We start from the raw sequence: 22,661 nt of genomic DNA on the forward strand, positions 1-22,661 counted from the left end.
GAAACTCTCCTTCTCGTCGCCATGCGTTGCGAGTGAGATGTGCGGGTATTTCGCTACTCGAAGTAGCGTAACTCCTCCGGCGGCTATGGCAATAGGTTCGGCCGAATTTCGCCGCGGCTACAGGGAACGCTTCAGCGCCGCGACGGTGTCCAGGTCGTCGAGCGCCGCGACCCCGCGTCGGAGTCCTTCCATCGCGATGCCCTCGACCTGCATTCCGCCCATTCCGGCAGTGATCAGGGGGGCGACATATGCGTACAGCGCGCCCTGGCGGTACCGCAGCCACAGGTCGTCGCGGTCCAGGCCGGGTCCCCCGGCGGCCGCGAGCGCACGACGGTAGTCGTCGAGCAGCTCGCGCTGGGTCGCGCGGCGGTCTTCCGGCGTCAGGCTGGTGATCAGGGTGTAGGCCAGTTCGCGCGAGGGGTGTCCGCGCCGCACGGCCTGCCAGTCCAGCAGTCCCGCCTTGCCGCCGTAGAAGTACATGTTGCCCGGATGCGCGTCGCCGTGCATGACCGTATGCGGGGGAGTGTCGATGGCCGCGGCGACGGCACGGTAGTTGTCGGCGATGAAGCGGCCATTCTCGACGGGGATGTCGGTGCGATCGGCGAGGCGTTTGATCGACGCGTGCATCAGAGAACCGGTCAGCAGGGACGTCACGTCGCCCGACGGCGTGTAGAGCCATCCCAGCGGGCCGCGCCCGTTGCGGGGCAGGCGATGCCAGAAGGTGGCGTGCAACTCGGCCAGCAATTCGACGATGAGGCTGGCCTGGTCGGGGGAGAGCGGGTGCAACGTGTCGGGGAATTCACACGACTCGGCCGGGAGGTCTTCCAGGACCAACAGATAGCGGCCCGTCCAGGGGTCGAATGCGGCGCCGTAGCACTCGGGCACGCCGGTCAGTTCCGGTGCGAGGTGGTTGTAGAAACGCACCTCGGTGTGCCCGAGCCTGCCGAGTTCACCCATCAAACGGGTGGCGGCGGTCTGTGCCGCGAGCTTGACGAACACCGACTCGGGTACGTCTTTGCCGGTCAGCACCAACCGCGCCCGCGACGACGTCCCCGCGTCGCTGCCCAGGACAGGCACCGACCTGACGGTCTTGGCCATGATCTTGGACAGGACCGAGGCGTCGACGTCGTCGACCGTGCGGGGTAACCCCAACCGGCCTGCGACTACCGCGTCCGCGGTCACCCGGCCCAGGCCGCGGCCCAGATGGGCGGCCAGGCCCACGGCGGAGAAGGCCTGTCCCACAGCGTCTTTCATGTCGTACCGTCCTGATTCGGGCGCCGATCAGTGTCGCGGAGCGCTCGACCAGCGCCGTCAGACAAAAATAACCGGACGTCTGGGCATCAGACAATACCCGATTATTGTCTGATTGGTGGAACCAGGGCGCGCACCACGAACTGCTCGACGAATTCACGTTTGTCGGCCGAGGGACGGCGCCGCCACGCGGGCGCCAGCAAAAACAATGTGGCCGTGTGCAGCCACTGGACGATCGACCGGGCCTCGAGATCGTCGTAGAGACGGCCCGCCCGCTTCCATCGAGTCAGCAACGGCTCGTAGTGCCGCAGCAGTAACTCCACGATCGGTTCCGACCCCTTCTCCAGGGCGGTGGCCACGGCGGTGCTCTCGGCCGCGAACAGCGCTTCGTTCAGCGGATTGCCATCCACCGACTCGACGCGGGCCAGCACCATCTCGGGCACCGACCGAACCGGGTCGTCGGGAGCGGGCAGCGAGCGCACGAGTTCACCGAGCGCGTTGTCGATGCGCATCAGCAGCAGGCCCAGCAGGACGTCGTCGCGGCCCGGGAAGTACCGGTACACCGTCGACCGCGACACCCCGGCTTCGTCCGCCACCTCGCCCACCCGGAACTGAGTGCTGCCGCGGCGCACGATGCAGCGGCCGGCGGCGTCCAGGATGCGCCGGCGGGCCTCCTCGTCATCGAGGATCGCGCGGTCGTCGCCCCACCAGCGGCTCGGTTCCATGGCGCCGATGTTACGGGATGCGTTGTTGCTGGCCTTTCTATCGTCGAATCCCATTGCAGCGCAGGCGATTACCTGACCTAGAAGGTGACTAATGGGCCACTCCGCCGCGGACGAAACCATCTCCTACCTTATTCGCCGCGTTGCCGCACGGCACGATGGTGTTGACCGCCGGCTACGGCAAGGTGGCCTCGTTCTCGCGCGGGCCAGATGACATCTAGCTGAACTTTGCCGCACCGAGCACCCGCACGTTGAACGAAGTCCGGCGCCGCACCGTAGCCTCCACCGGGAAAGCACCGAAAGGACGGTGGGCATGGAAACCGGTGACCAGGAAGGCGAGCGGGACGACAACCCCGCCGAAGCCAAGCCCACCCGCGTCGGCGCGCTGACCCGGCGGAGCGCGCTGCTCGGGATGGGTGCGGTCGCCGGTTTCGCCGCGGTGGACGTCGGCGGCTTTGCCTATGCCGGTGGCTGGCTCCGGCCGGGCGCGCAACTCACGCCTTCAGGGTTCGCCGATCGCTTCGAACATGTCTACGGCCACCACGACGGGTTTCGGCGCAACCATGCCAAAGGGCTGTCCGCCACAGGATCTTTCGCGAGCACGGGTGCCGGCGCGGCCATCTGCCGCGCGGCGGTCTTCGCGCGGGGCAGCGTTCCGGTGATCGGTCGGTTTTCGCTGTCCGGCGGCCTGCCGGATCAGGCCGACAAGCCCGACACGGTCCGCGGACTGGGGCTGCTTTTCCAGACTCCCAACGGCCAGCAGTGGCGCACGGCGATGGTCAACATTCCCGTTTTCGCCGACAGCACCCCGCAGGGGTTTTACGAGCGGTTGCTCGCGTCCAGGCTCGTGCCCGGCACCGGCAAGCCCGACCCGCAGGCGATGGCCCAATTCCTCGACCGCCACCCCGAGACCGTCGCGGCCATGAAGATCATCAAGCAGTCGCCACCGAGCGCGGGATTCGCGGACAGCACGTTCTACGGTCTGAATGCCTTTCACTTCACCAACCGCGCGGGCGCGACCGTTCCCGTGCGCTGGTCCGCCGTTCCGCTGGAAGCCGGCGTGGCAAATGCCCCGGCGCGGTCGGGCGGAAAGGACTACCTGTTCGACGACCTCATCGGGGCGTTGGCGCTGCGGCCATTGAACTGGCGGCTGGTGCTCACGATCGGCGAGCCCGGGGATCCGACGAACGACGCCACCAAACCCTGGCCGCAATCGCGACGCTCCATCGACGCCGGCACCATCACGATCACCGCGGTGGCGACCGAGGAGGCGGGCAACGCCCGGGATATCAACTTCGACCCGCTGGTGTTGCCCGACGGCATCGCGGCCTCCGACGACCCGTTGCTTGCCGCGAGATCGGCGGTTTACGCGCGCTCCTTCACCCGCCGCGCCGAGGAACCCAAGTCGGCCAGTGAGGTCAACGTTGGTCGGGTCCTCCCATGACCGACGAGACGAACGAAACACCCGCCGCCCGTGGGCGTTTCGCCCTCCCCTCCCGAATCTTGCACTGGCTGATGGCGCCCATGGTCATCGCGCAGCTGCTCATCGGGGTGACCATGATCGCTTCGCTGAGCTACTACCCGCTGCTCCTTGCCATACACCGCCCGCTGGGGCTGCTGATCCTGATCTTCGCCGTGGTGCGCCTGGCGAACCGGCTCACCCACCGGCTCCCGCCCTTCCTGGCCACCATGGGCCCCACCGAGCGCCGCATCGCGTCGTGGTCGGAGTACCTGCTCTATGCCCTGCTACTCATCCAGCCCCTGATCGGGTGGGCCATGCTCTCCGCGGCGCGGTTTCCCGTCGGCATGGTTGGGCCATTTCAGCTGCCCGCCATCGCGCCACACAACATCGACGTCTATGCGGTGCTTCGGCAGGCCCACAACGTCGTCGCCCTGCTGCTTTTCCTGACCTTCACCGCTCACGTCTGCGCGGTGCTGTTTCACACACTCGTTCTCCGCGACGGACTTCTCGACCGCATGGCGCTGTGGCCGGGCAAAACTGCGTCGCCAGAGCGGGAGGCAACCGAGGCCTGACCACCGCCTGTCCGGGCTGTGGCCGGCCGAAATATGATCGACACGATTCGAGGCTGATTGCGCACCGTGACGAAAGGGGTGCGACGACCACAAGGGAGTGGAGAATTCCATGCCGAACGAAAAGCAAGCAGACAGGATGACGTCGGGCAAGGGATTCGTCGCAGCGCTCGACCAGAGCGGTGGGTCGACGCCGAAGGCGTTGCGCCTGTATGGCATCGGTGAGGACGCCTATTCCTCCGAGAAAGAGATGTTCGACCTCATCCACGAGATGCGCTCGCGGATCATCACCTCCCCGGCATTCACCGGTGACCGGGTACTGGCGGCGATTCTGTTCGAGCAGACCATGGACCGCGACATCGAGGGCAAGCCGTCGACCACCTACCTGTGGGAGACCAAGGGCGTGGTGCCCATCCTCAAGATCGACAAGGGGCTGGCCGAGGCCTCCGATGAAGTGCAGCTGATGAAGCCGATGCCGGGGCTGGACGAGCTACTGGACCGGGCCGCGGGCAAGGGCGTCTTCGGCACCAAAGAACGCTCGGTGATCGGCGGCGCCAACGCCGAGGGCATCGCCGCGGTGGTCGCCCAGCAATTCGAGGTGGCCCACCAGGTGCTGTCGCACGGACTGGTGCCCATCATCGAACCCGAAGTCACTATCTCGATCGCGGACAAGGCGCAGGCCGAGGACATCCTGCGCGACGAAATCACCAAGCAACTCGAAACCGTTCCGGACGGACAGCGGGTGATGCTCAAGCTCAGCCTGCCCAGCGCGGTCAACCACTACCGCCCGTTGGTCGAACATCCGCGGGTGATGCGGGTGCTGGCACTCTCGGGCGGCTACTCCCGCGAGGAGGCCAACAAGCTGCTCGCGCAGAACACCGGGGTGATCGCCAGCTTCAGCCGCGCGCTGACCGAGGGGCTCACCGCGGACCAGTCCGACGAGCAGTTCAACGCCACGCTGGACACGGCGATCCAATCGATCTACGACGCCTCGGTCGCCGGCTGAGACTGTTCCCTACCGCAACTCTTCGGTCGGCACGCCGTAGCGGTCCTGGTAGGCACGCACCCGTTCCCGCACCTCGCCGGCGTCCAGACCGGTATCCGACCAGGTGTAGCGACCCCGTCCACCGTCCCCGGGATGAGCCGAAAGAAACTCGCGCATCTTGTGTGCGGCCTCCGGTTTCAGCTCGCGGCCCAGCCTCCGATAGATGTCGTTGATCGTGGTCCACGGGTCGTTCATGAAATCGGTGAACAGCACGTCGATCACCCGGCCCGCGGGCACCGCGCCGCCGTCGCGCAGCGTCATCCCCCGATCGAGGCCGACGACGATCTCTTCGTAGGACTGCGCCGCGCACTCGGCGATGTTGGACTCGTCGCTGCACATCCGTCGCAGGTGGTGGGTCAGCGCGGCGATCGACGAGATGACGTTGAGCGGATCGCGGTGCGTCTGCACGATCAGCGCGTCGGGGTATTCGGTCAGCAGCGCATCCAACTGCCACAGATGCGCGGGCGACTTCAGCAGCCACTGACCGGGAACGCCAGACTGCAGGTGCTGCAGGAAGATTCGATGGAAGCGGTACGCACCGGCGTAGTCGGCGTCATAGAGAAGCCAGTGCGAGTAGCTCGGCAGGCGGTACTGCACCGGAAAGATCATGCTGGTGAATTCGCTCGCCGTGATGCGGACGCACTCCTGCCCGACCAGGGCGCCCATCGGGTGAAATGCGAGGAAGCCCGGAACGATCTGCTCGGAGAGCTCGATGCTGGCTTGCACCTGCGCGATGCGTGGATCGGTGTGATACGTCTCGGGCTGCGGTACCGGGCAGGGCTCGTCGACCTCCCAGGTCAGCGGGGCACGAAGCTCGGGATCCTGGGCGAGCAGGTCGTACAGGATCGTGGTTCCCGAGCGGGGTTGGCCGACGATGAAGATCGGCTGGGTGATTGGCTCGCGGGCGATCTCAGGGTGTTTCGTGCGCCACGCGATCACGCCGAGCCGATTCTTCAGGGCGCGCATCACATCCAGGCAGGCGATCTCGACACCGAGGTCCGAAAGCCGCGCCTCGTTGATCAGCGCGTCGGTGAGACGATCCAGCCCGGGCCGCCAGCCGTCCGCGCCGAAGTCGTCGCTGCCCGCTTCTTCGCAGGCGGCGGCGATGAGCCGGTCCGGGTCGAACTTCTCCTTCAGCATCATGTCCGTTCCCCCTGCCGGCGCACCGTCACCGCGATGTCGGGCGGATTGGGGTTGTCGAGCCAGCGCAGCACCACGAATCCGCGATGCCGCCCACCGGTGTCGAGCCAGTGGCCAAAACCGAAGTCCTGTGCGGAGATCGCGATGCGCACGCGCCCGTCCGCGTCCGGTCGCACCCCCCGGTTGGTCACCGAGCTGTGCCGCCGACGTGGCTCCAGGCACTCATGCCACACGTTTTCCAGCGTGACGTTCCAGTACCTGGTATCGGGTGGCGCGATGTCGAGCACCAGCGCCTCGCCGGGATCGAGCCGAAACGTGCCCATCATGTACAGGTTGTCCGGGGTGGTATCGGCCGCACCTAGGTCCGCGGCCTCTGCCGTCAGCAGCGTGTTGGGGCGCTCCAGCAGCTCGGGCTTGATGGTGCGGTGCAGCGTGACGAGCTTCATCAGCGTCCATGCCATCGCGGTGAATTGCTCGGCGAGTTCGTCGTCGGTCAGCGGAGCGAGCGGGCCGGGATCGAGCGCTTCGATCCGCAGGGTGGCCAGCTCCTCGGAGGCGCGGTCGGCGAGGTACTCCCGCACGACGACCGATGACGCGTCGTCGGGAATCTGCACCCACAACGCGCCACCGAGATCGGACGGTTCGTCCGCCGACAGGACGAGCGCAAATTCGCCCGACGTCAGGGCCAGGTCGGTGTCGCTGACGTAGTTGGACATCCGGCGCGGGGTAAGCCCGGTTCCGGCCAGGATCTGGAATCCGAGATAGGCGCTTGTGCCCCGGACGCCGGTGATCCGATAGCGCCGGTCGCCGCGGATCATCGCCAGGTAGTAATTGCCGTCGGGATTGGGGCCGCCGATCATTCGGTTGTCAGAGCACATGTCGAAGAACGACGGCCGGTCGAGGTCGGCCTCGACCGATAGTTGCGAGCACAACGACGATACCCGGGCAATTACCCGCAGCCCCTCGAGGAGCTCTCGCTGGGACTCGGCATCCTGGGTCACCACCTTGGTGACGTCGGCGAGCATCTGCTGGAAGAACTGCCACGCGGCGAGCGTCTTCGGGGCGGCGTCGGACGACGCCGGCGCCTCATTTAGCGTCATAGCTTCATACCTAGACCATGTCTCGCGCTCGCGCTGCCGATTCGGGTGGGTTGTCAGGGCCGGCGGCCGAGGGCCTCGACGACTATCCGGGTGGTCGTTTCTGCCCGCCGCCGCGAATAAGGTTGTGCGCCAGAGAGAATCGGATACACCACACCGCCCACAATGGCGTCGGCGGCAGAATCGGCCGTCACCTCGTCGAGGCCGTCGGCAAGAAGCCGGTTGCGGACGCTTTCGTGCAGCGGCGAGGAGAACCCGGCGCGCAATTTGACCGCCGTCTCCTCATGCTCCATGCCGGCGGCGGTCAGGGTGCGCAGCATGGCCGAGCCGCGGGCGGTGGTCAGGCTCGTGACAAGTTTTCGCACCCATCCCACGAGGTCCTCGGCCAGGTCGTCGGTGTGGTTCACCGAAGCCAGGATCCTGTCGGCGTCTTCGAGCATGACGTCGGCGACCAGCGCAGGGCGGCTGGGCCACCACCGATAGATGGTCTGCTTTCCCACACCGGCCCGCGCGGCGACCGCCTCGATGGTCAGGCCGTCGAATCCGCGCTCGAGAAGCAGTTCGCGCGTGGCGGTGACGATCGCCGTGCGGGATTTCTCGCTACGGCGCCGCGGCGCGAGATCGCTTGGCATGCGGTGATCCTCGCCTCTCACAGTCTCTCGGGGTCGGGCGCGCTTTACATATACCGACCCGCCCCGTAATCTGCCACAAGACGAGACGGTTCGTCTTGTAAGACGGAAGGATAGCAGTCTTCGATGCCGCTCGGACTTTCCCCGGAGCAGCAGGAACTCAGCGACGCGGTCGGCCGGTTCGCCGGCCGGCACGCCCCGATCTCTTCGACGCGCGACGAGTTCGATGCGCTGGCGGCCGGCAAGCTTCCCGGATGGTGGGATGCGTTGGTCGCCAATGGCTTCCACGCCGTTCACCTTCCGGAACACCTCGGCGGCCAGGGTGGACGGCTGATCGACGCCGCCTGCGTCCTGGAGTCGGCCGGCAAGGCGCTATTGCCCGGACCGCTGCTACCGACGGTGACGGCGGGGGCCGTCGCTATGCTGGCAGACCCCACGCCGCAGGCGGAATCGCTGCTGCGTGGCCTCGCATCCGGGACACCCGCCGCGCTCGTCCTGCCCGACAATGGCGACTTTCTCGCGCGCGCTGACGGCCCGCAATGGGTGGTCAGCGGGGCGTCCGGCGTGACGATGGGCGCGTGTGCGGCACGGCTGATCCTGATCGGCGCCCGCAGCCAGGACGGCGGGGTCGTGTGGGTTCTCGTTGATACCGGAAAGCCAACGGCAACAGTCGAATCCGTGCACGGCACCGACCTCGTCGCCGATGTCGGCACGCTGCGGCTCGCTGAGCATCGCGCGGAAGAGGCCGACGTGCTCACCGGCATCGACGTCGACCGCGCGGCGTGTGTCGCCCTGGGCCTCGTCGCCAGTGTGACGGCGGGTATCGGGCGGTGGTGCGTCGAGGTGGTCACCGCGCACCTGCGCACCCGAGAGCAATTCGGCAAGGTGATCGGAACCTTCCAGGCGTTGCAACACCACGCCGCGATGTTGTTGGTCAACAGCGAACTGGCCACCGCGGCGGCCTGGGACGCTGTGCGCGCCGTCGACGAATCGCTCGATCAGCACCGGCTCGCCGCGGCCGGCGCCGCCGTGATGGCGATCTCACCGGCGCCGGACCTGGTACTCGATTCGTTGACGATGTTCGGCGCCATCGGCTTCACCTGGGAACACGACCTGCACCTGTATTGGCGACGCGCCACGAGTCTGGCCGCATCGATCGGGCCGGCGAATCGTTGGGCCCGCCGTCTGGGCGAGCTGACGTGTACCCGGCAGCGTGACATGTCGGTCAACCTCGGCGACGCGGAATCGGAGTTCCGTTCCCGGGTGGCCGAAACCCTGGACGCCGCTTCGCAACTGCGCAACGACCAGCCTGGGCGCCAGGGCGACTACCCGGAATTCGAAACCGGTCCGCAGCGCACCACGATCGCCGAGGCCGGCCTGATTGCGCCGCACTGGCCGCCACCGTGGGGAGTCGACGCCAGCCCCTTGCAGCAGTTGATCATCGACGAGGAATTCGACAAGCGACGCGACCTGGTCCGGCCTTCGTTGGGCATCGCCGAGTGGATCCTTCCGTCGGTGCTGCGCGCCGCACCGAAAGACTTGCAGGAGAAGCTGATCCCGCCGACGCAGCGCGGCGAGATCGCCTGGTGCCAGCTGTTCAGTGAGCCGGGGGCCGGATCCGACCTGGCCGCGCTGGCGACGCGGGCGACCAAGGTCGACGGCGGCTGGAGCGTCAGCGGGCACAAGATCTGGACGTCGGCGGCGCACCGCGCGGATTTCGGGGCGCTGCTGGCGCGCACCGATCCGGCCGCGAGCAAGCACCGCGGCATCGGCTACTTCATTCTCGACATGCGATCGCCCGGGATCGAAGTCCAGCCGATCAAGACGGCCACCGGCGATGCGCACTTCAACGAGGTCTTCCTCAACGAGGTGTTCGTGCCCGACGACATGCTGCTGGGGGATCCGACCGACGGCTGGAATCTCGCGATCGCCACGATGGCCGAAGAGCGTTCGGCCATCAGCGGCTACGTCAAGTTCGACAGGGCGGCCGCCCTGCGGGTGCTCGCGGCGCAACCCGGACCCGACCGCGACGACGCACTGCGCGAGCTCGGCGAGCTCGACGCGTACACCAACGCCATCAAGGCCCTCGGCGTTCGCGAAACGATTCGGCTGCTGGACGGCCAAGCCTTAGGGCCAGCATCCAGCATCGCCAAGGTGGCAATGAACGTGCTGCTGCGGCGCACCTTTCAGGCCACGCTGCAGTTGACCGGGCAGACGGCGATGGTCGCCGATTCGGAACCCGCCGTCGTGCAGCCGTATCTGCACCTGCCCGCCGAATTGATCGGCGGCGGCACCCGGGAGATCCAGCTCAACATCATCGCCCAGATGATTCTCGGCCTGCCCCGAAAGTAGGACAGCACATGGGATTACGTGGAGACGCGGCGATCGTCGGGTATGTGGAACTCCCGCCCGAACGCCTGAACAAGGCTTCGCCGGCACCCTTCGTCCTCGAGCAATGGGCCGAACTCGCCGCGGCAGCGCTCGAGGATGCCGGATTGCCCGGCGAGGCCGTCAACGGGATCGTCGCATCACACCTGGCCGAGTCGGAGATCTTCGTGCCCTCCACGATCGCCGAATACCTGGGTGTGGGAGCGCGATTCGCCGAGCATGTCGACCTCGGAGGGGCCAGCGCCGCGGCCATGGTGTGGCGGGCGGCCGCGGCCGTCGAACTCGGCATCTGCGACGCCGTCCTGTGCGCGCTGCCCGCCCGCTACATCACGCCGTCGTCGAAGAAGAAGCCCAGGCCCATGATCGACGCGATGTTCTTCGGCTCGTCCAGCAACCAATACGGCTCTCCGCAAGCGGAATTCGAAATACCCTACGGCAATCTCGGCCAGAACGGCCCCTACGGCCAGGTGGCGCAACGCTACGCGGCGATCTACGGCTACGACGAGCGTGCGATGGCCAAGCTCGTGGTCGACACCCGCGTGAACGCCAACCACACCGAGGGCGCGATCTGGAAGGACAAACCGCTCACCATCGACGACGTGCTGGCCAGCCCGGTGATCGCCGACCCGTTGCACATGCTGGAAATCGTGATGCCGTGCGTCGGGGGCGCCGCCATCGTCGTCGCCAACGCCGACCTCGCGCGCCGGGCGCGGCATCGCCCGGTGTGGGTCAAGGGCTTCGGTGAGCACGTGCCGTTCAAGACCCCGACGTATGCCGCGGACCTACTGACCACGCCGATCGCCGCGGCCGCCGACACCGCCTTCGCCATGACCGAGCTGACGCGTGAGCAGATGGACATGGTGTCGATCTATGACTGCTACACCATCACCGTGTTGCTGTCGCTGGAGGATGCGGGCTTCTGCGAAAAGGGCAAGGGCATGGAGTTCGTCGCCAACCACGACCTGACCTTCCGCGGCGACTTTCCGCTCAACACCGCCGGCGGCCAACTCGGCTTCGGCCAAGCGGGATTGGCGGGCGGGATGCACCACGTCTGCGACGCCACCCGCCAGATCATGGGCCGCGCGGGCCCGGCGCAGGTCGCCGACTGCAACCGCGCCTTCGTGTCCGGCAACGGCGGCATCCTGTCCGAGCAGACGACGCTCATCCTGCAAGGGGACTGACGATGAAATTCGAACGCCCGATGCCCGTCAAAACGCCTACCACCGCGCCGTTTTGGGATGCGCTCGCCGACCATCGCATCGTCATCCAGTACTCGCCGTCGCTGCAGTCCTACGTGTTCTATCCGCGGGTGCGTGCGCCCCGCACGCTGGCCGACGACCTGGAATGGCGCGAGATCTCCGGAATGGGCACCTTGTACTCCTACACCGTGGCCCATCGGCCCGTCAGCCCGCACTTCGCAGACGCCGTGCCGCAGCTGCTCGCAATCGTCGAATGGGACGAGGGCCCAAGGTTTTCCACCGAGATGGTCAATGTCGATCCGGCCGATCTTCGGGTCGGAATGCGGGTGCGGCCGGTGTTCTTCGACTACCCCGAGCACGACGTGACGATGCTGCGTTACGAACCCGCAGCCTGACGCGCCGAGACGACTACATCTGCGCCCGCCGCCGAGCGTGCGGCCAGCCGCACGCTGGGGTACGACCGTGCGGCCAGCCGCACGCTCGGGCTGGGACCCTGAAGTTACATCTGCGCCCAGACGACCTTCGTCTGCAGGTAGGTCTCGAGACCCGCTTTGCCGGACTCGTAGCCCCAACCGGATTGCTTGTAACCGCCGAAGGGCATGGAGTGGTCGAACTGCATCTGGCAGTTCAGCCCCACGGTTCCGGCCTTGAGCCGCTTGGCAATTCGGTGGGCGCGGCCCAGATCGCGGGTCCAAGCGGTGGCGGCCAGGCCGTACGTGCTGTCGTTGGCCAGGGCCACCGCCTCGTCCTCGTCGTCGAACGGGATGACCGCGACGACCGGCCCGAAGATCTCCTCCTGGAACAGCCGGCTCGTAGTGGCGACGTTGGTCAGCACGGTGGGGCGCACGAAGTAACCCTTCCGGTCCACTCGCTCGCCCCCGGTAACGACCTCAACGCCGTCGGAGCGGCCCTGATCGAGATAGCCCAGGACGCGGGTGAGCTGCTTCTCGCTGATCAGCGGGCCGATCAAGCTGCCCTCGTCCTTGGGGCCGCCCTGCGGCAGTCCGTTCGCGACGTTCGCCAATTGCTCCAGGAACTGCTCGTAGATACCGCGCTGGACGAAGATGCGCGACCCGCACACACACGCCTGGCCGGAGTGGATGAAGGTGCCGAACGCCGCCATCGGGACGGCCTTGGACAGGTCGGCGTCGTCGAAGACCACCACCGGCGACTTCCCGCCGAGCTCCAGCGTCACCTTCTTCAGGTTGCTCGCACCCGCCGCGTGCACGATTGCCCGGCCGACCTCGGTCGATCCGGTGAAGGCGACCTTCTCGACGTCGGGGTGCGCGGTGATCGCCGCGCCCGCGGTGTGCCCATAGCCCAGCAGCAGGTTCGCCACCCCCTCGGGCACCCCGGCCTCGGTGAGGATGTTGTCCAGCACCAGCGCCGACAGTGGGGTCTCCTCGGCCGGCTTGACGACGCTGCTGCAGCCCGCCGCGAGGGCCGGGGCCAGCTTGGCGCAGAAATTGAAAACCGGTCCGTTCCACGGGAATATCAGCCCCACCACGCCGTACGGTTCCTTCAGGGTGTAGGCGTGCTGATGCGAGTCGATGCCGGTGAGGCCGCCGGTGTGCACGTCGGCGGCGATGCCCTCGATCTTGGTGCACCAGCCGGCGTAGTAACGGAAAAACTCGGAGCCGACGGTCACGGTTCCCTGCGCTTGCAGCGGGGTCATGCCCGCGTTGAGCGATTCGAGTTCGGCTAGCAGCTCCGCGTTCTGATCGATCAGCTCGCCGACGCGCCACAGGATTTTGGCCCGCTCGCTGGGCGGCTTGCTGTGCCAGACCCCCGACTCGAAGGACGCCTTCGCCCGGGCCACCGCGTCATCGACGGCTTCCGGCCCGCAGTCCTTGAACTCGGTGACCTGCTCCTCGGTGGCCGGATCGACGACCGCGATCGTCTCACCGGTACCGGGTCGTTCGCGGATCTCGTCGAGAACCGACTGCACCTTCATGGCCATCCCCTCGCGTCTTTGCGACCTGAAGCCCCGCCCGCATCCACGCACGGGACCTACCGGAAGTTACGCGCTTAACCTCCGGATGTCCAGCCCGGCTCCGGCAACCCTGCGCGTGACCAAATTCTTGCGAAACTCGCAGTTCACGTCGACTCGCGCACGATCAGGCGGGCGACGTCCGTTGGCTGCGGGGGCGCCGGGGCGGCATATCCCAATTCGGTCAGGACGGCGGCGATCGCGGCATCGGCGACGGCGGTCGGGTTGAACTCCACGGTGGTCAGCGGCGGAGAGCTCAGCGCCGCCATCGGCGTGGCGTCGATGCCCATCACGGCGAGGTCGGCCGGGCAGCGCAGGCCGGCGGCGCGGATCCCGTGCAGCACCAGGCAAGCGATCTCGTCGCTCTGCGCGCACACCGCGGTGACTCCGTCGCGCACCCAGCCAGTCGCCACCTCGACGGCATTGTCCTGGGTGACGTCGGCGACGGCGACCGACGGAAGGTCGCGCGCCAGGGCCGCGCCGGCCACGCCCTCGAGCCAGTAATCGCCCAGGAGGCGCCATCTGCGGTTGCCGGTGTACGCGAAAGCGATCCGCCGGTGGCCCCGTGATACCAGGTGCTCGACGCGTAGCTCGCCGACCGAGAGGTGCGGGTCTCCCAGGGCGGGCAGCGTCCCGACGTCGATGTGCGGGACGCCCGCCGCCTTCACCGCGTGCGCGGCCGCCTCGCTCAGCGGGAACAGGCTGGTGACCGCGGCCGGGTCGAGGTTCTCGATGGCCTCGACGACGTGGCGATCGTCTTCGGCCTCGAAGATCTGTAGCTGAAGCAGTCCGACGCGTGCCAGCTCGGTGGTCATCCGGCTGCCGGCCTGCATCGGCATGTCCCCGACCGCCACGTGCGGCAGCACGTAGAGCACCACGCCGCTCTTCCCCCGAGCGAGGTTGCGCGCCGCGAGGTTGGGACGGTAACCGAGGAGTTCGGCGGCGCGGTAGACCGCATCGCGGGTCGGCTCGGAGATTCTGCGTCCCTCGGCGTTGTTCAGTACGTAACTGACCGTCGCGGTCGACACCCCGGCCAGTCGCGCCACATCGGCGGTGGTGGGCCGCACGGGCTTGTCGACCAATGCATCACCTCTCGGGCCGGCCATGCCTCATGGTGGCACGCCACGCAAACAACATGGACTAATAGTCCAAGTCGGTAGCTGGCGCTATATTGCCCTACGCGGGCGCATGCCGAGGCGTTTGCCATTGTGGGACAGCTCTTGTCGGAGCGTGACCGGGCGCAGGACGACCGGCTGCCGCCGTTGACACTGTGACCAACACCATTGTCTACTAGTCACATCTCGATGCGCGAGGAGTCCGCCATGAACAAAGACGATCTGATCCTGATCAGCGTGGACGACCACATCGCCGAGCCGGCCGACATGTTCGACGCGCACGTGCCCGCGAAGTACAAGGATCGCGCCCCGCGCGTGGTCCTCGAGCCCGACGGCGTCCAGCAGTGGTACTACGGCGATATCCGCGGACGCAACATGGGCCTCAACGCCGTCGCGGGCAAACCCCGCGAGATGTACAACGTCGACGCCTGCAGTTACGACGAGATGCGTCCGGGCTGCTTCAACGTCGACGAACGGATTCGCGACATGAACGCCGGCGGGCAACTGGCCGGCTTGAACTTCCCGAACTTCACCGGCTTCTCGGGCCAGGTGCTCAACCAGGGCCCCGACCGCGACATCAACCTGCTGATGATCAAGGCCTACAACGACTGGCACATCGACGAATGGTGCGCGGCGTACCCGGGACGGTTCATCCCCTGCGGCATCCTGCCGCTATACGACGTGGCCGAAGCGGCCAAGGAAGTCAAGCGGCTCGCGGACAAGGGCTGTCACGCGGTGACGTTTTCCGAGAATCCAGAGGCCTTGGAAATGCCCAGCATTCACACCAAATACTGGTACCCATTGTTCGAGGCCGTCTGTGAGAACAGCACCGTGCTGTGCACCCACGTCGGTTCCGCGTCGCGATCCGCACAAGTGTCGACCGACGCTCCGCCCAGCGTGCAGATGACGGCGTCGTCGATGATGAGCATGTTCACCTTCACCGAGCTGATCTGGGCCGAATTCTGGGCCGACTTCCCACAACTCAAGTTCTCCCTCACCGAGGGCGACGTCGGCTGGATACCGTACTTCCTCTGGCGCGCCGAGCACGTCTACAACCGGCACTCGGGCTGGACGCAGGCGAAGTTCCCGCCCGGCTACGGCGGTCCGACCGACGTGTTCAAGCGACATTTCTACACCTGCTTCATCAGCGACAAAGTCGGCGTCAAGAACATGGACTGGTTCAACGAGGACATGCTGTGTTGGGAGTCCGACTTTCCGCACTCCGACAGCAACTGGCCGTTCGCGCCCGAGGATGTCATCGAGACCATGGGCCACCTCGACGACGCGGTCATCAACAAGATCACGCACGAAAACGCCATGGCCGCATACTCGTTCGACCCGTTCCGGCACATCCCGAAAGAACACGCGCGGGCCGGCTACCTGCGCGCCCAGGCCACCGACGTCGACGTGGTGACTCATGTCGGCCATCGCGCCAGCCAGCGTGACCTCGACACCTGGACGCGGATGACGCAGTTCGCGTTGCAGGCGCAGGGATCCGGGCCGGTGACCGCGGAGGTCACCGGCATCGCCGGGCGCGCCACCACCCTGGGCAACTGAGCGTGGCCGCCGAGGCGCCGTTCGCGGGCTGGCGTGTGCTGGAGTTGTCCAACGGGATCGCGGTGTCGTACTGCGCGAAGATGTTCGCCGACGCGGGCGCCGACGTCGTGAAGATCGAGTCACCGCAAGGTGATTCGATGCGCGGGTGGTCGGCCGGGGGCGCCCCCGGCGCGCTGTTCGGCTACCTGGCGGCGGGCAAGAGGTCGGTTGTCCGCCGCGACGACGCCGAGGTCGCCGCCCTGCTGGCCGGTGCCGACGTCGTGCTCACCGACCTGACCGACGGCTGGACGCTCGACGACATCACGGCCCACAGCGGGCCGTCGGCCGTCGTGGTCGCCGTGACGCCGTTCGGGCTGACGGGTCCGTACGTCGACGACCGCGTCGTCGCCAACGAGTTCATCCTGCAGGCGCTGTGCGGCTCGACCGCCGGCCGCGGCTGGCCGGGCGACGAACCCGTGCAAGCGGGCGGCCGGCTGGGCGAGTGGCTCGCGGGGGCGTTCGCCGCGGCGGTGGCCGCGGCCGCGGCACGCCATGCCGCCCGGGGCGGAAACGGTGAGATCATCGACGTCTCGACCTACGAGGCGATGGCCCTCGCGATGGGCGGCCTGTCCGCCATGTCGGCCAGCGTGCTGGGGGCGGATTCCCTTCAGCAGCAACGCAGCCTGGAACTGCCGTCGATCGTGCCCACGGCCGACGGCATGGTCGGCTTCTGCACCATCACCGCCCAACAGTTCCAAGACTTTCTGGTGATGATCGATCGCGCCGATCTGGTCGACGACGCCGAGCTGGCGTCGTTCGTAGGGCGAGTCGAGCGCCGCGACGAATTCCTCGGCATGGTCACGCGGTGGACGGAAACCCGTACCACCCAAGAGATCATCGATCTCGCGGTGGCGTTCCGAATCCCGGTAGCGCCCATCGGCACCCCCGCCACGCTGCCCAAGGTCGACCACTTCGTCGAACGCGGCGTGTTCGTCGAGTCCGAACCCGGGGGGCTGCAGCCGCGAGTGCCGTACCGCACCGACGCCATCGTGACCATGCCGCCGCGGCGCCCTCCGGAACTGGGCGCCGACAACGGCCGCGTGCAGTGGCCGCCCCGACCCGGCCGGCCCAGCGCCGCCGAACCCGACGCACTTCCGTTGTCCGGCATCCGGGTAACCGACTTCACCGCCTTCTGGGCGGGGCCCGTCGCCACGCAATTCCTGGGCGCCCTCGGCGCCGACATCATCAAGCTCGAGGGCGTCCGCCGGCCCGACGGCATGCGGCTCTCCGCCGGCCGTCCCCCCGACTGGGACCAGTGGTGGGAAACGGGCCCGGTGTTCCTGTGCAGCAACAACAACAAGCGCGGCATCAGCGTGGAGCTGGGCACCGACGCGGGGCGGAGCATTGCCCTGGATCTCATCGCCGCCAGCGATCTCGTCATCGAGAACTTCTCGCCGCGGGTGATGGAAAACTTCGGCCTGCAATGGGATACGGTGCGCGGCGCCAATCCCCGCGCGATCATGGTGCGGATGCCGGCGTTCGGCCTCGACGGCCCGTGGCGCGACCGCGTGGGCTTCGCGCAAACCATGGAACAGGCGACGGGTATGGCATGGATGACCGGACATGCCGACGGGCCACCCGTGATTCCGCGCGGGGTGTGCGATCCGATCGCGGGCCTGCACGCGGCCTTCGCCGCGATCGTGGCGCTGGTCGTCCGTGACCGGGACGGAACCGGCATGCACGTCGAGTCGACGATGGTGGAGTCGGCGCTGAACGTGGCCGCCGAGGCGGTGGTCGAGTACTCGCGCAACGGAATCGAGCTGCGGCGGAACGGTAATCGCGGCCCTGGAGCGACTCCCCAAGGCGTGTATCGCTGTGCCGGTGACGACGAGTGGGTCGCGCTCGCCGCGACCGATGACGGCGCCCGCCTGTCCCTCGCGAAGCTCATCAATCGGGACGAACTCGGGCCGGATGCAGCCGGGTGGCGGGCGGGGGCCGACGACATCGACAAGCTGATCTCGGATTGGACCGCGCGGCGCACGGTGGCCGAGGCGGTCGACGCGCTGCGCGCCGGCGGGGTGGCCGCGGCACCGGTCACGCCGGCGGGGGAACTGCTGGGCGATCCACAACTGCTGGCCCGGGGGTTTTGGGAAACGGTCGACCACCCGGTGGCCGGCTCGTTCCTGTGCACCGGAATGCCCTTCGCATTCGTCGGGAAGCCACGGCGCTGGATCCGCCGCGTGCCGCCGTTGTATGGCCAGCACACCGCCGAAGTCCTGACGGGCCTGCTGGGACGCAGCGAACGAGAGCTCGCCGAGCTGCGGGCATCCGGGGCCACCAGCGCGCGGCCGGCGGGCCTGTGACATGGCAGTCACGCTGTGCGTGCCGCCCCGCCCCGGCGAGCTGTGCGCACCGGTGCGCTTCCTGGTACGACAGGACTCCGTGGTGATGGAATTGACTGCGCGGCACCGGATCACCAGCGTCGAGTGGGACGCGCGTGAGCGCGCCGTGGCAATGATCGTGGACATCACCGACCCGCAAACGGCGCGTCCGGTCGACGTGCGGATCGATGTCGTCGAGGCGGGCGCGGCGCACGCCGACACACGGGCGAGGACGATCGGCACCATCGTGCGCGACGGCCGGCAGTACGACGTCGTGGGCACCTACCTGGGAGTTGTCGCGGATGAAAACTAGCCCCTCGAAGCGCACGGCGGCGATTGTCGGCGTGCACAACACGCGGCAGGGCCGCCGCCTGGAGGGCGAGACGTCACGCGGCCTGGCGCTCAAGGCCATTCGCGGAGCTCTCGATGACGCAGGGCTGAGCCTCGAGGACGTCGACGGAATCAGCGCCGGCCCGCTGTCGACGACGCTGATCTACGACCTACGCATCGGCCCGGCCTGGCAGGGGTTGGGCTTCGGGGTCAGCATGATCACCGAGGCGGCCGCCGCCATCGAGCACGGCATGGCCGACGTGGTGGTGCTCGTCGCCGCCCAAGCCGGCGAATACCGCGACCACGAAGCCACCGCACCATGGACCAGGCCCGAGAACGAATTCGTCGCGCCCTGGGGGATGTTCACCGCCGCCGAGTTCGCGCTCATCGCTCGACGGCACATGCATGTCTACGGGACAACCCGCGAACAACTGTCGATGGTGGCGGCGACCATACGCAACAACGGATCGCGAAACCCCGAAGCCGTTTATTACCAACGCGGCCCGTTCACCACCGATGACATCACCGCGTCGCGGCCGGTCGCCGATCCGTTTCACCTTCTCGATTGCGCCACCACATCCGAAGGCGGGTGCGCGCTGATTGTGGCCAACCTCGACAAGGTGGACGCCGCGGCCCGGCCGATCTACGTGTTGGGCAGCGGCGCGGACTTCCACGGTCCGTCGTATCAGCACCCACCCGCGTGGGACCTCGTCGGCCGGCGCGGCGATCACGGCCATTACGTCAATGGCGTCGTCGGCAGGCGCGCGGCCGAGCGCGCGTTCAGCCACGCCGGCCTTCGGCCCGACGACGTGGATGTGCTGGAGCTCTACGACCCATTCTCGTTCGAAATCATCCGGCAGCTAGAGGCATTCGGATTCTGCGGCGAAGGCGAAGGCGGACCGTTCGTCGCCGACGGCCACATCGCCATCGACGGCAGCCATCCGATCACCACCGATGGAGGAACCATGTCCTTCAGCCACGCGGGGTCCAACCCACAAATGATGCAGCGGGCCATTCGAGCCGTTCAACAACTGCGCGGGGAGGCGGGCGATCTGCAGGTGCCCGACGCGCGTATCGCGTTCTGCAGCAACGGGGGAGCGGGCGCGCTGTTCACCACGGTGCTGATCCTCGGAGCCGAGCCGCGATGACTTCCGAGAACTTCCTGCGGCCGCAGACCGGTCCGGTGCCGCATGCCAGCAGCCCGGTCAGTTCCCCGTTCTGGCGGGGCTGCCAGGCGGGGGAGCTTCGATATCAACGCTGCGAGGACTGCGGCCAGTCGAATTTCCCGCCGACCGAGCACTGCCGCGAATGCCTTTCGCACGAATTGCGGTGGGAACAGAGCGGCGGCGTCGGCGAGATCTACAGCTGGACGGTGGTGCACAGGCCCGTCACCGCGGAGTTCGCCCCGCCCTATGCGCCGGCGATCGTCACCCTGGACGAGGGTTACCAAATGCTGACGAACGTCGTCGGTGTCGCGCCCGATGAGCTGGCCGTCGGCATGCGTGTGCGGGTGCAATTCCATGCCGTCGGCGCGGACGTGACCCTTCCTTACTTCACCGGGGTGCCGTGAGCCCGGTCCGCACCAGCAACGGCCTGCCGGTAACCGCCTACCTCGTCCTGGGCGTGCTGGCCGCCAACGACGAGCAACTCACCGCCGGCGAGATCAAGATGCGCGCCGAGCTGTCGGTGGGCCACTTCTATTGGTCGCCGTCGGTCAGCCACGTGCGGCGCGAACTGACCCGGTTGCTGGCGCGGGGCATGGTCAGTGAGACCCCCGCGCAATCCGGCAAGCGTGCCATCACGTTGTACGCGACGACCGATGCCGGGCTGGACGCGCTGCGCCGGTGGGTCCAGCACTTTCCGGGCCAGGACCAAGTCGTCATCAAGCATCCCGTCATTCTCAAGACGTGGCTCGCCCGTGGCGAGGATCCCGAGCACGTAATCGATTCGCTGGAACGGCATCTCGAGGCGACCCGGGCCAGGTTGGACGAGGCGCTCTGGTCGCGCCAGCGCTCCCGTGAACTCGGCCTCGCCGACGATCCGGAGCAGCGGTTCTCCTTCGCCGTCCTCGACTACGCGATCCGCGGCTTGTATGCGGAGATCTCCAACATTGCGCAGCTGCGTGACGAGATCGCCAGCGGAACAACCCGAGACCCGGTCAAGCGGGTGCGACGCTCGAAGGGGCAGATCCGCCGCCGGGCACCCGGGGATTAGGCGTATCCGATGCGACCCGGTAGGCCGTGCCGCGCGGTTCGCGCTCCCACAGGATTTCGCCCTCGCCCGTGGCCGTTCCCTGGGCGATCAGCTGGCGCTTGAGCACCTTGTGCGTCGCGGTGCTGGGCAAGTCGGCGGCGATGCGGACGAATCGCGGCCGGGCCTTGGGGGACAGGTCGGGTTGGGCATCGAGAAAAGCCTCGAATTCGTCGGGGTCGATGACGTGGCCCTCGTTGAGGACGATCGCGGCCATCACCTGGTCGCCGACGCGCCCATCCGGGACCGCGTACACCGCGACGCGGTTGATGGCGCTGTGCCGCAACAGGAGTCGCTCGATCGGCGCCGCGGCCAGATTCTCGCCGTCCACCCGCATCCAGTCGGCGGTGCGGCCGGCGAGGTAGATCCAGCCTTCCGCGTCCCGGTAGGCGAGGTCGCCGGACCAGTACATGCCGTGGCGCATGCGTTCGGCGTTGGCTTCCGGGTCGTTGTAGTAGCCGGTAAAGAAACCCGACCCCGTCGTGTTGACCAACTCGCCGACGGCCTCGTCGGCATTGGTGAGGGCCCCGTGCTCGTCGAAGCGCGCGACGGGACATTCGGTGACGGTCTCGCTGTCATACACAGCGACCCCGTCGACGCCCCTGCCGATCGATCCCTTCGGTGTGTCCGGTTCGCGGATCACGATGACAGCGTTCTCGGTGGAGCCGAACCCGTCCTCGACCTGCACGTCGAAGCGGCGTGAAAACTCTTCGATGTCTTTGTCGTTGGCCTCATTGCCGAACGCCACCCGCAGCGGGTTGTCGGCGTCATCGCCGCGTTCGGCGGTGGCCAGGATGTAGGCCAACGGCTTGCCGACGTAATTCATGTATGTGGCGCCGTACCGGCGGATGTCGTCAAGGAAGCTGCGCGCCGAGAACCTCGCCGGGACGATCGCGGCGCCGGAGGCTACCCCGGGCGCCCACCCGGCGACGACCGCATTGGAGTGAAACAGCGGCATGGACACGTAGCACGTGTCCCGCTCGGTCAGGGCGAAACGGTATGTCAGGCCGACGCCGGCTACCGCGGCCATCAGGTGTGATACCGGCACGGCCTTGGGATTTCCGCTGGTTCCCGACGTGAAGATCATCATGAATGGGTCCATCGCGGTGACGTTTCGATGGGGCACCAACTCGCCGGCGCCGCCGACGAATTCCTCCCACTGCGGCGTCGAGCTATCGAAGATGCGCGTTCCCTCGAGGTCCAAACCGTCGAGCAACGGCCGGTGCTCGGAATCGGTCACAACGAATTGGCAGTCCGCGCGCCGGATGTCCGCCGCCAGCGCCGCGCCGCGCCGCGTCGTGTTCAGACCGCACAGCACGTACCCCCCGAGACCGGCCGCCGCCATCTGCGCCAGCATCTCGGGCGTGTTGCCCAGCAGGGCGCCGATGTGCATCGGCCGTTGCGGATCGGCGGCGCCGAGCAGCGCCGCGGCCCGGGCCGCGGACTTGCTGAGGTACTCGCTCCAACTCCATTGCAAATCACCGTGTTTCACGGCGACCGCCGAGTCCGACAGGCGCTTGCGCAGCAGCGCTTGCATCGTGTCATCGGCCATCGCGC

20 protein-coding genes are annotated in these 22,661 nt (G+C 67.5%); 12 read left to right on the forward strand and 8 right to left on the reverse strand.

What is annotated here, in order from left to right; genetic code table 11:
* Window positions 1-117: 117 nt before the first annotated feature.
* Together A5747_RS00200 and A5747_RS00205 are read right to left on the reverse strand one after the other, a co-directional pair.
* Window positions 118-1,254, reverse strand: coding sequence for a phosphotransferase (locus A5747_RS00200; protein ID WP_076121281.1), 1,137 nt, complete (start codon window positions 1,252-1,254; stop codon window positions 118-120).
* A gap of 101 nt (window positions 1,255-1,355) precedes the next feature.
* Window positions 1,356-1,976 carry a TetR/AcrR family transcriptional regulator gene (locus tag A5747_RS00205; protein ID WP_076121601.1) on the reverse strand — a complete coding sequence of 207 codons (621 nt, stop codon included), beginning with the start codon at window positions 1,974-1,976 and terminating at the stop codon, window positions 1,356-1,358.
* 310 nt (window positions 1,977-2,286) lie between these two features.
* Here A5747_RS00205 and A5747_RS00210 point away from each other — a divergent pair, with 310 nt between their 5' ends.
* The 3 genes from A5747_RS00210 to A5747_RS00220 all read left to right on the forward strand — a co-directional run bounded on the left by A5747_RS00210 (window position 2,287) and on the right by A5747_RS00220 (window position 5,010).
* Window positions 2,287-3,417, forward strand: a complete 1,131-nt coding sequence (locus tag A5747_RS00210; RefSeq protein WP_304528771.1) for a catalase family peroxidase — start codon at window positions 2,287-2,289, stop codon at window positions 3,415-3,417.
* Window positions 3,414-4,007, forward strand: coding sequence for a cytochrome b (locus A5747_RS00215; RefSeq protein ID WP_076121284.1), 594 nt, complete (start codon window positions 3,414-3,416; stop codon window positions 4,005-4,007). Before A5747_RS00210 ends, A5747_RS00215 begins: the two co-directional genes overlap by 4 nt.
* A 109-nt stretch (window positions 4,008-4,116) precedes the next feature.
* A complete protein-coding gene (locus A5747_RS00220) occupies window positions 4,117-5,010 on the forward strand; it encodes a fructose bisphosphate aldolase (RefSeq protein WP_076121286.1) in 894 nt (297 codons plus the stop codon).
* Window positions 5,011-5,019: 9 nt separating this feature from the next.
* On the opposite strand, the gene A5747_RS00225 is transcribed toward A5747_RS00220, so the two are convergent.
* The 3 genes from A5747_RS00225 to A5747_RS00235 are packed head-to-tail and all read right to left on the reverse strand — an operon-like array spanning window position 5,020 to window position 7,918.
* The gene (locus A5747_RS00225; RefSeq protein WP_369804961.1) at window positions 5,020-6,189 is read right to left on the reverse strand and encodes a sulfotransferase; all 1,170 of its coding nucleotides are present in this window, start codon (window positions 6,187-6,189) and stop codon (window positions 5,020-5,022) included.
* A complete protein-coding gene (locus A5747_RS00230) occupies window positions 6,189-7,289 on the reverse strand; it encodes a DUF1214 domain-containing protein (protein WP_076121290.1) in 1,101 nt (366 codons plus the stop codon). The genes A5747_RS00225 and A5747_RS00230 overlap by 1 nt, the downstream gene beginning before the upstream one ends.
* Window positions 7,290-7,342: 53 nt before the next feature.
* Entirely contained in the window at window positions 7,343-7,918 is a 576-nt protein-coding gene (locus A5747_RS00235) for a TetR/AcrR family transcriptional regulator (protein ID WP_076121292.1), read from the reverse strand.
* A 123-nt stretch (window positions 7,919-8,041) separates the two neighbouring features.
* Between A5747_RS00235 and A5747_RS00240 the strand changes: the two genes are divergently transcribed.
* From A5747_RS00240 to A5747_RS00250, 3 genes are read left to right on the forward strand one after another with little or no spacing between them, the layout of a single operon-like run.
* The gene (locus A5747_RS00240) at window positions 8,042-10,267 is read left to right on the forward strand and encodes an acyl-CoA dehydrogenase (RefSeq protein WP_076121294.1); all 2,226 of its coding nucleotides are present in this window, start codon (window positions 8,042-8,044) and stop codon (window positions 10,265-10,267) included.
* Window positions 10,268-10,275: 8 nt separating this feature from the next.
* On the forward strand, window positions 10,276-11,484 hold the full coding sequence (locus A5747_RS00245) for a thiolase family protein (protein WP_076121296.1): 1,209 nt from the start codon (window positions 10,276-10,278) through the stop codon (window positions 11,482-11,484).
* 2 nt (window positions 11,485-11,486) lie between these two features.
* Window positions 11,487-11,897, forward strand: coding sequence for a Zn-ribbon domain-containing OB-fold protein (locus A5747_RS00250; protein WP_076121298.1), 411 nt, complete (start codon window positions 11,487-11,489; stop codon window positions 11,895-11,897).
* 104 nt (window positions 11,898-12,001) lie between these two features.
* Here the strand turns inward: A5747_RS00250 and A5747_RS00255 are convergent, their stop codons facing one another.
* Both A5747_RS00255 and A5747_RS00260 read right to left on the reverse strand, forming a co-directional pair.
* Entirely contained in the window at window positions 12,002-13,456 is a 1,455-nt protein-coding gene (locus A5747_RS00255) for an aldehyde dehydrogenase (protein WP_076121605.1), read from the reverse strand.
* 143 nt (window positions 13,457-13,599) lie between these two features.
* On the reverse strand, window positions 13,600-14,598 hold the full coding sequence (locus A5747_RS00260) for a LacI family DNA-binding transcriptional regulator (protein ID WP_076121300.1): 999 nt from the start codon (window positions 14,596-14,598) through the stop codon (window positions 13,600-13,602).
* A gap of 216 nt (window positions 14,599-14,814) precedes the next feature.
* Here A5747_RS00260 and A5747_RS00265 point away from each other — a divergent pair, with 216 nt between their 5' ends.
* Genes A5747_RS00265 through A5747_RS00290 form a run of 6 tightly spaced genes read left to right on the forward strand, consistent with a single transcriptional unit; the run spans window position 14,815 to window position 21,068 of the window.
* Complete coding sequence (locus A5747_RS00265) at window positions 14,815-16,164, forward strand: amidohydrolase family protein (RefSeq protein ID WP_076121607.1); 1,350 nt, start codon at window positions 14,815-14,817, stop codon at window positions 16,162-16,164.
* Between the two features lie 2 nt (window positions 16,165-16,166).
* Entirely contained in the window at window positions 16,167-18,506 is a 2,340-nt protein-coding gene (locus tag A5747_RS00270; protein ID WP_076121302.1) for a CoA transferase, read from the forward strand.
* Window position 18,507: 1 nt separating this feature from the next.
* Window positions 18,508-18,837, forward strand: a complete 330-nt coding sequence (locus A5747_RS00275; RefSeq protein WP_076121304.1) for a hypothetical protein — start codon at window positions 18,508-18,510, stop codon at window positions 18,835-18,837.
* Complete coding sequence (locus tag A5747_RS00280; protein ID WP_076121306.1) at window positions 18,827-20,002, forward strand: thiolase family protein; 1,176 nt, start codon at window positions 18,827-18,829, stop codon at window positions 20,000-20,002. Before A5747_RS00275 ends, A5747_RS00280 begins: the two co-directional genes overlap by 11 nt.
* Window positions 19,999-20,424: a Zn-ribbon domain-containing OB-fold protein gene (locus tag A5747_RS00285; RefSeq protein ID WP_076121309.1), complete on the forward strand. Its 426-nt coding sequence runs from the start codon at window positions 19,999-20,001 to the stop codon at window positions 20,422-20,424. Before A5747_RS00280 ends, A5747_RS00285 begins: the two co-directional genes overlap by 4 nt.
* Window positions 20,421-21,068: a PadR family transcriptional regulator gene (locus tag A5747_RS00290; protein WP_076121311.1), complete on the forward strand. Its 648-nt coding sequence runs from the start codon at window positions 20,421-20,423 to the stop codon at window positions 21,066-21,068. The genes A5747_RS00285 and A5747_RS00290 overlap by 4 nt, the downstream gene beginning before the upstream one ends.
* Here A5747_RS00290 and fadD1 read toward each other — a convergent pair.
* On the reverse strand, window positions 21,013-22,656 hold the full coding sequence (fadD1, locus tag A5747_RS00295; protein ID WP_076121313.1) for a fatty-acid--CoA ligase FadD1: 1,644 nt from the start codon (window positions 22,654-22,656) through the stop codon (window positions 21,013-21,015). The two genes, A5747_RS00290 and fadD1, sit on opposite strands and share 56 nt — an antisense overlap.
* Window positions 22,657-22,661 lie beyond the last annotated feature (5 nt).

Origin of the sequence: Mycobacterium sp. IS-836, assembly GCF_001954275.1 — a bacterium.
Classification (GTDB): Bacteria; Actinomycetota; Actinomycetes; order Mycobacteriales; family Mycobacteriaceae; genus Mycobacterium.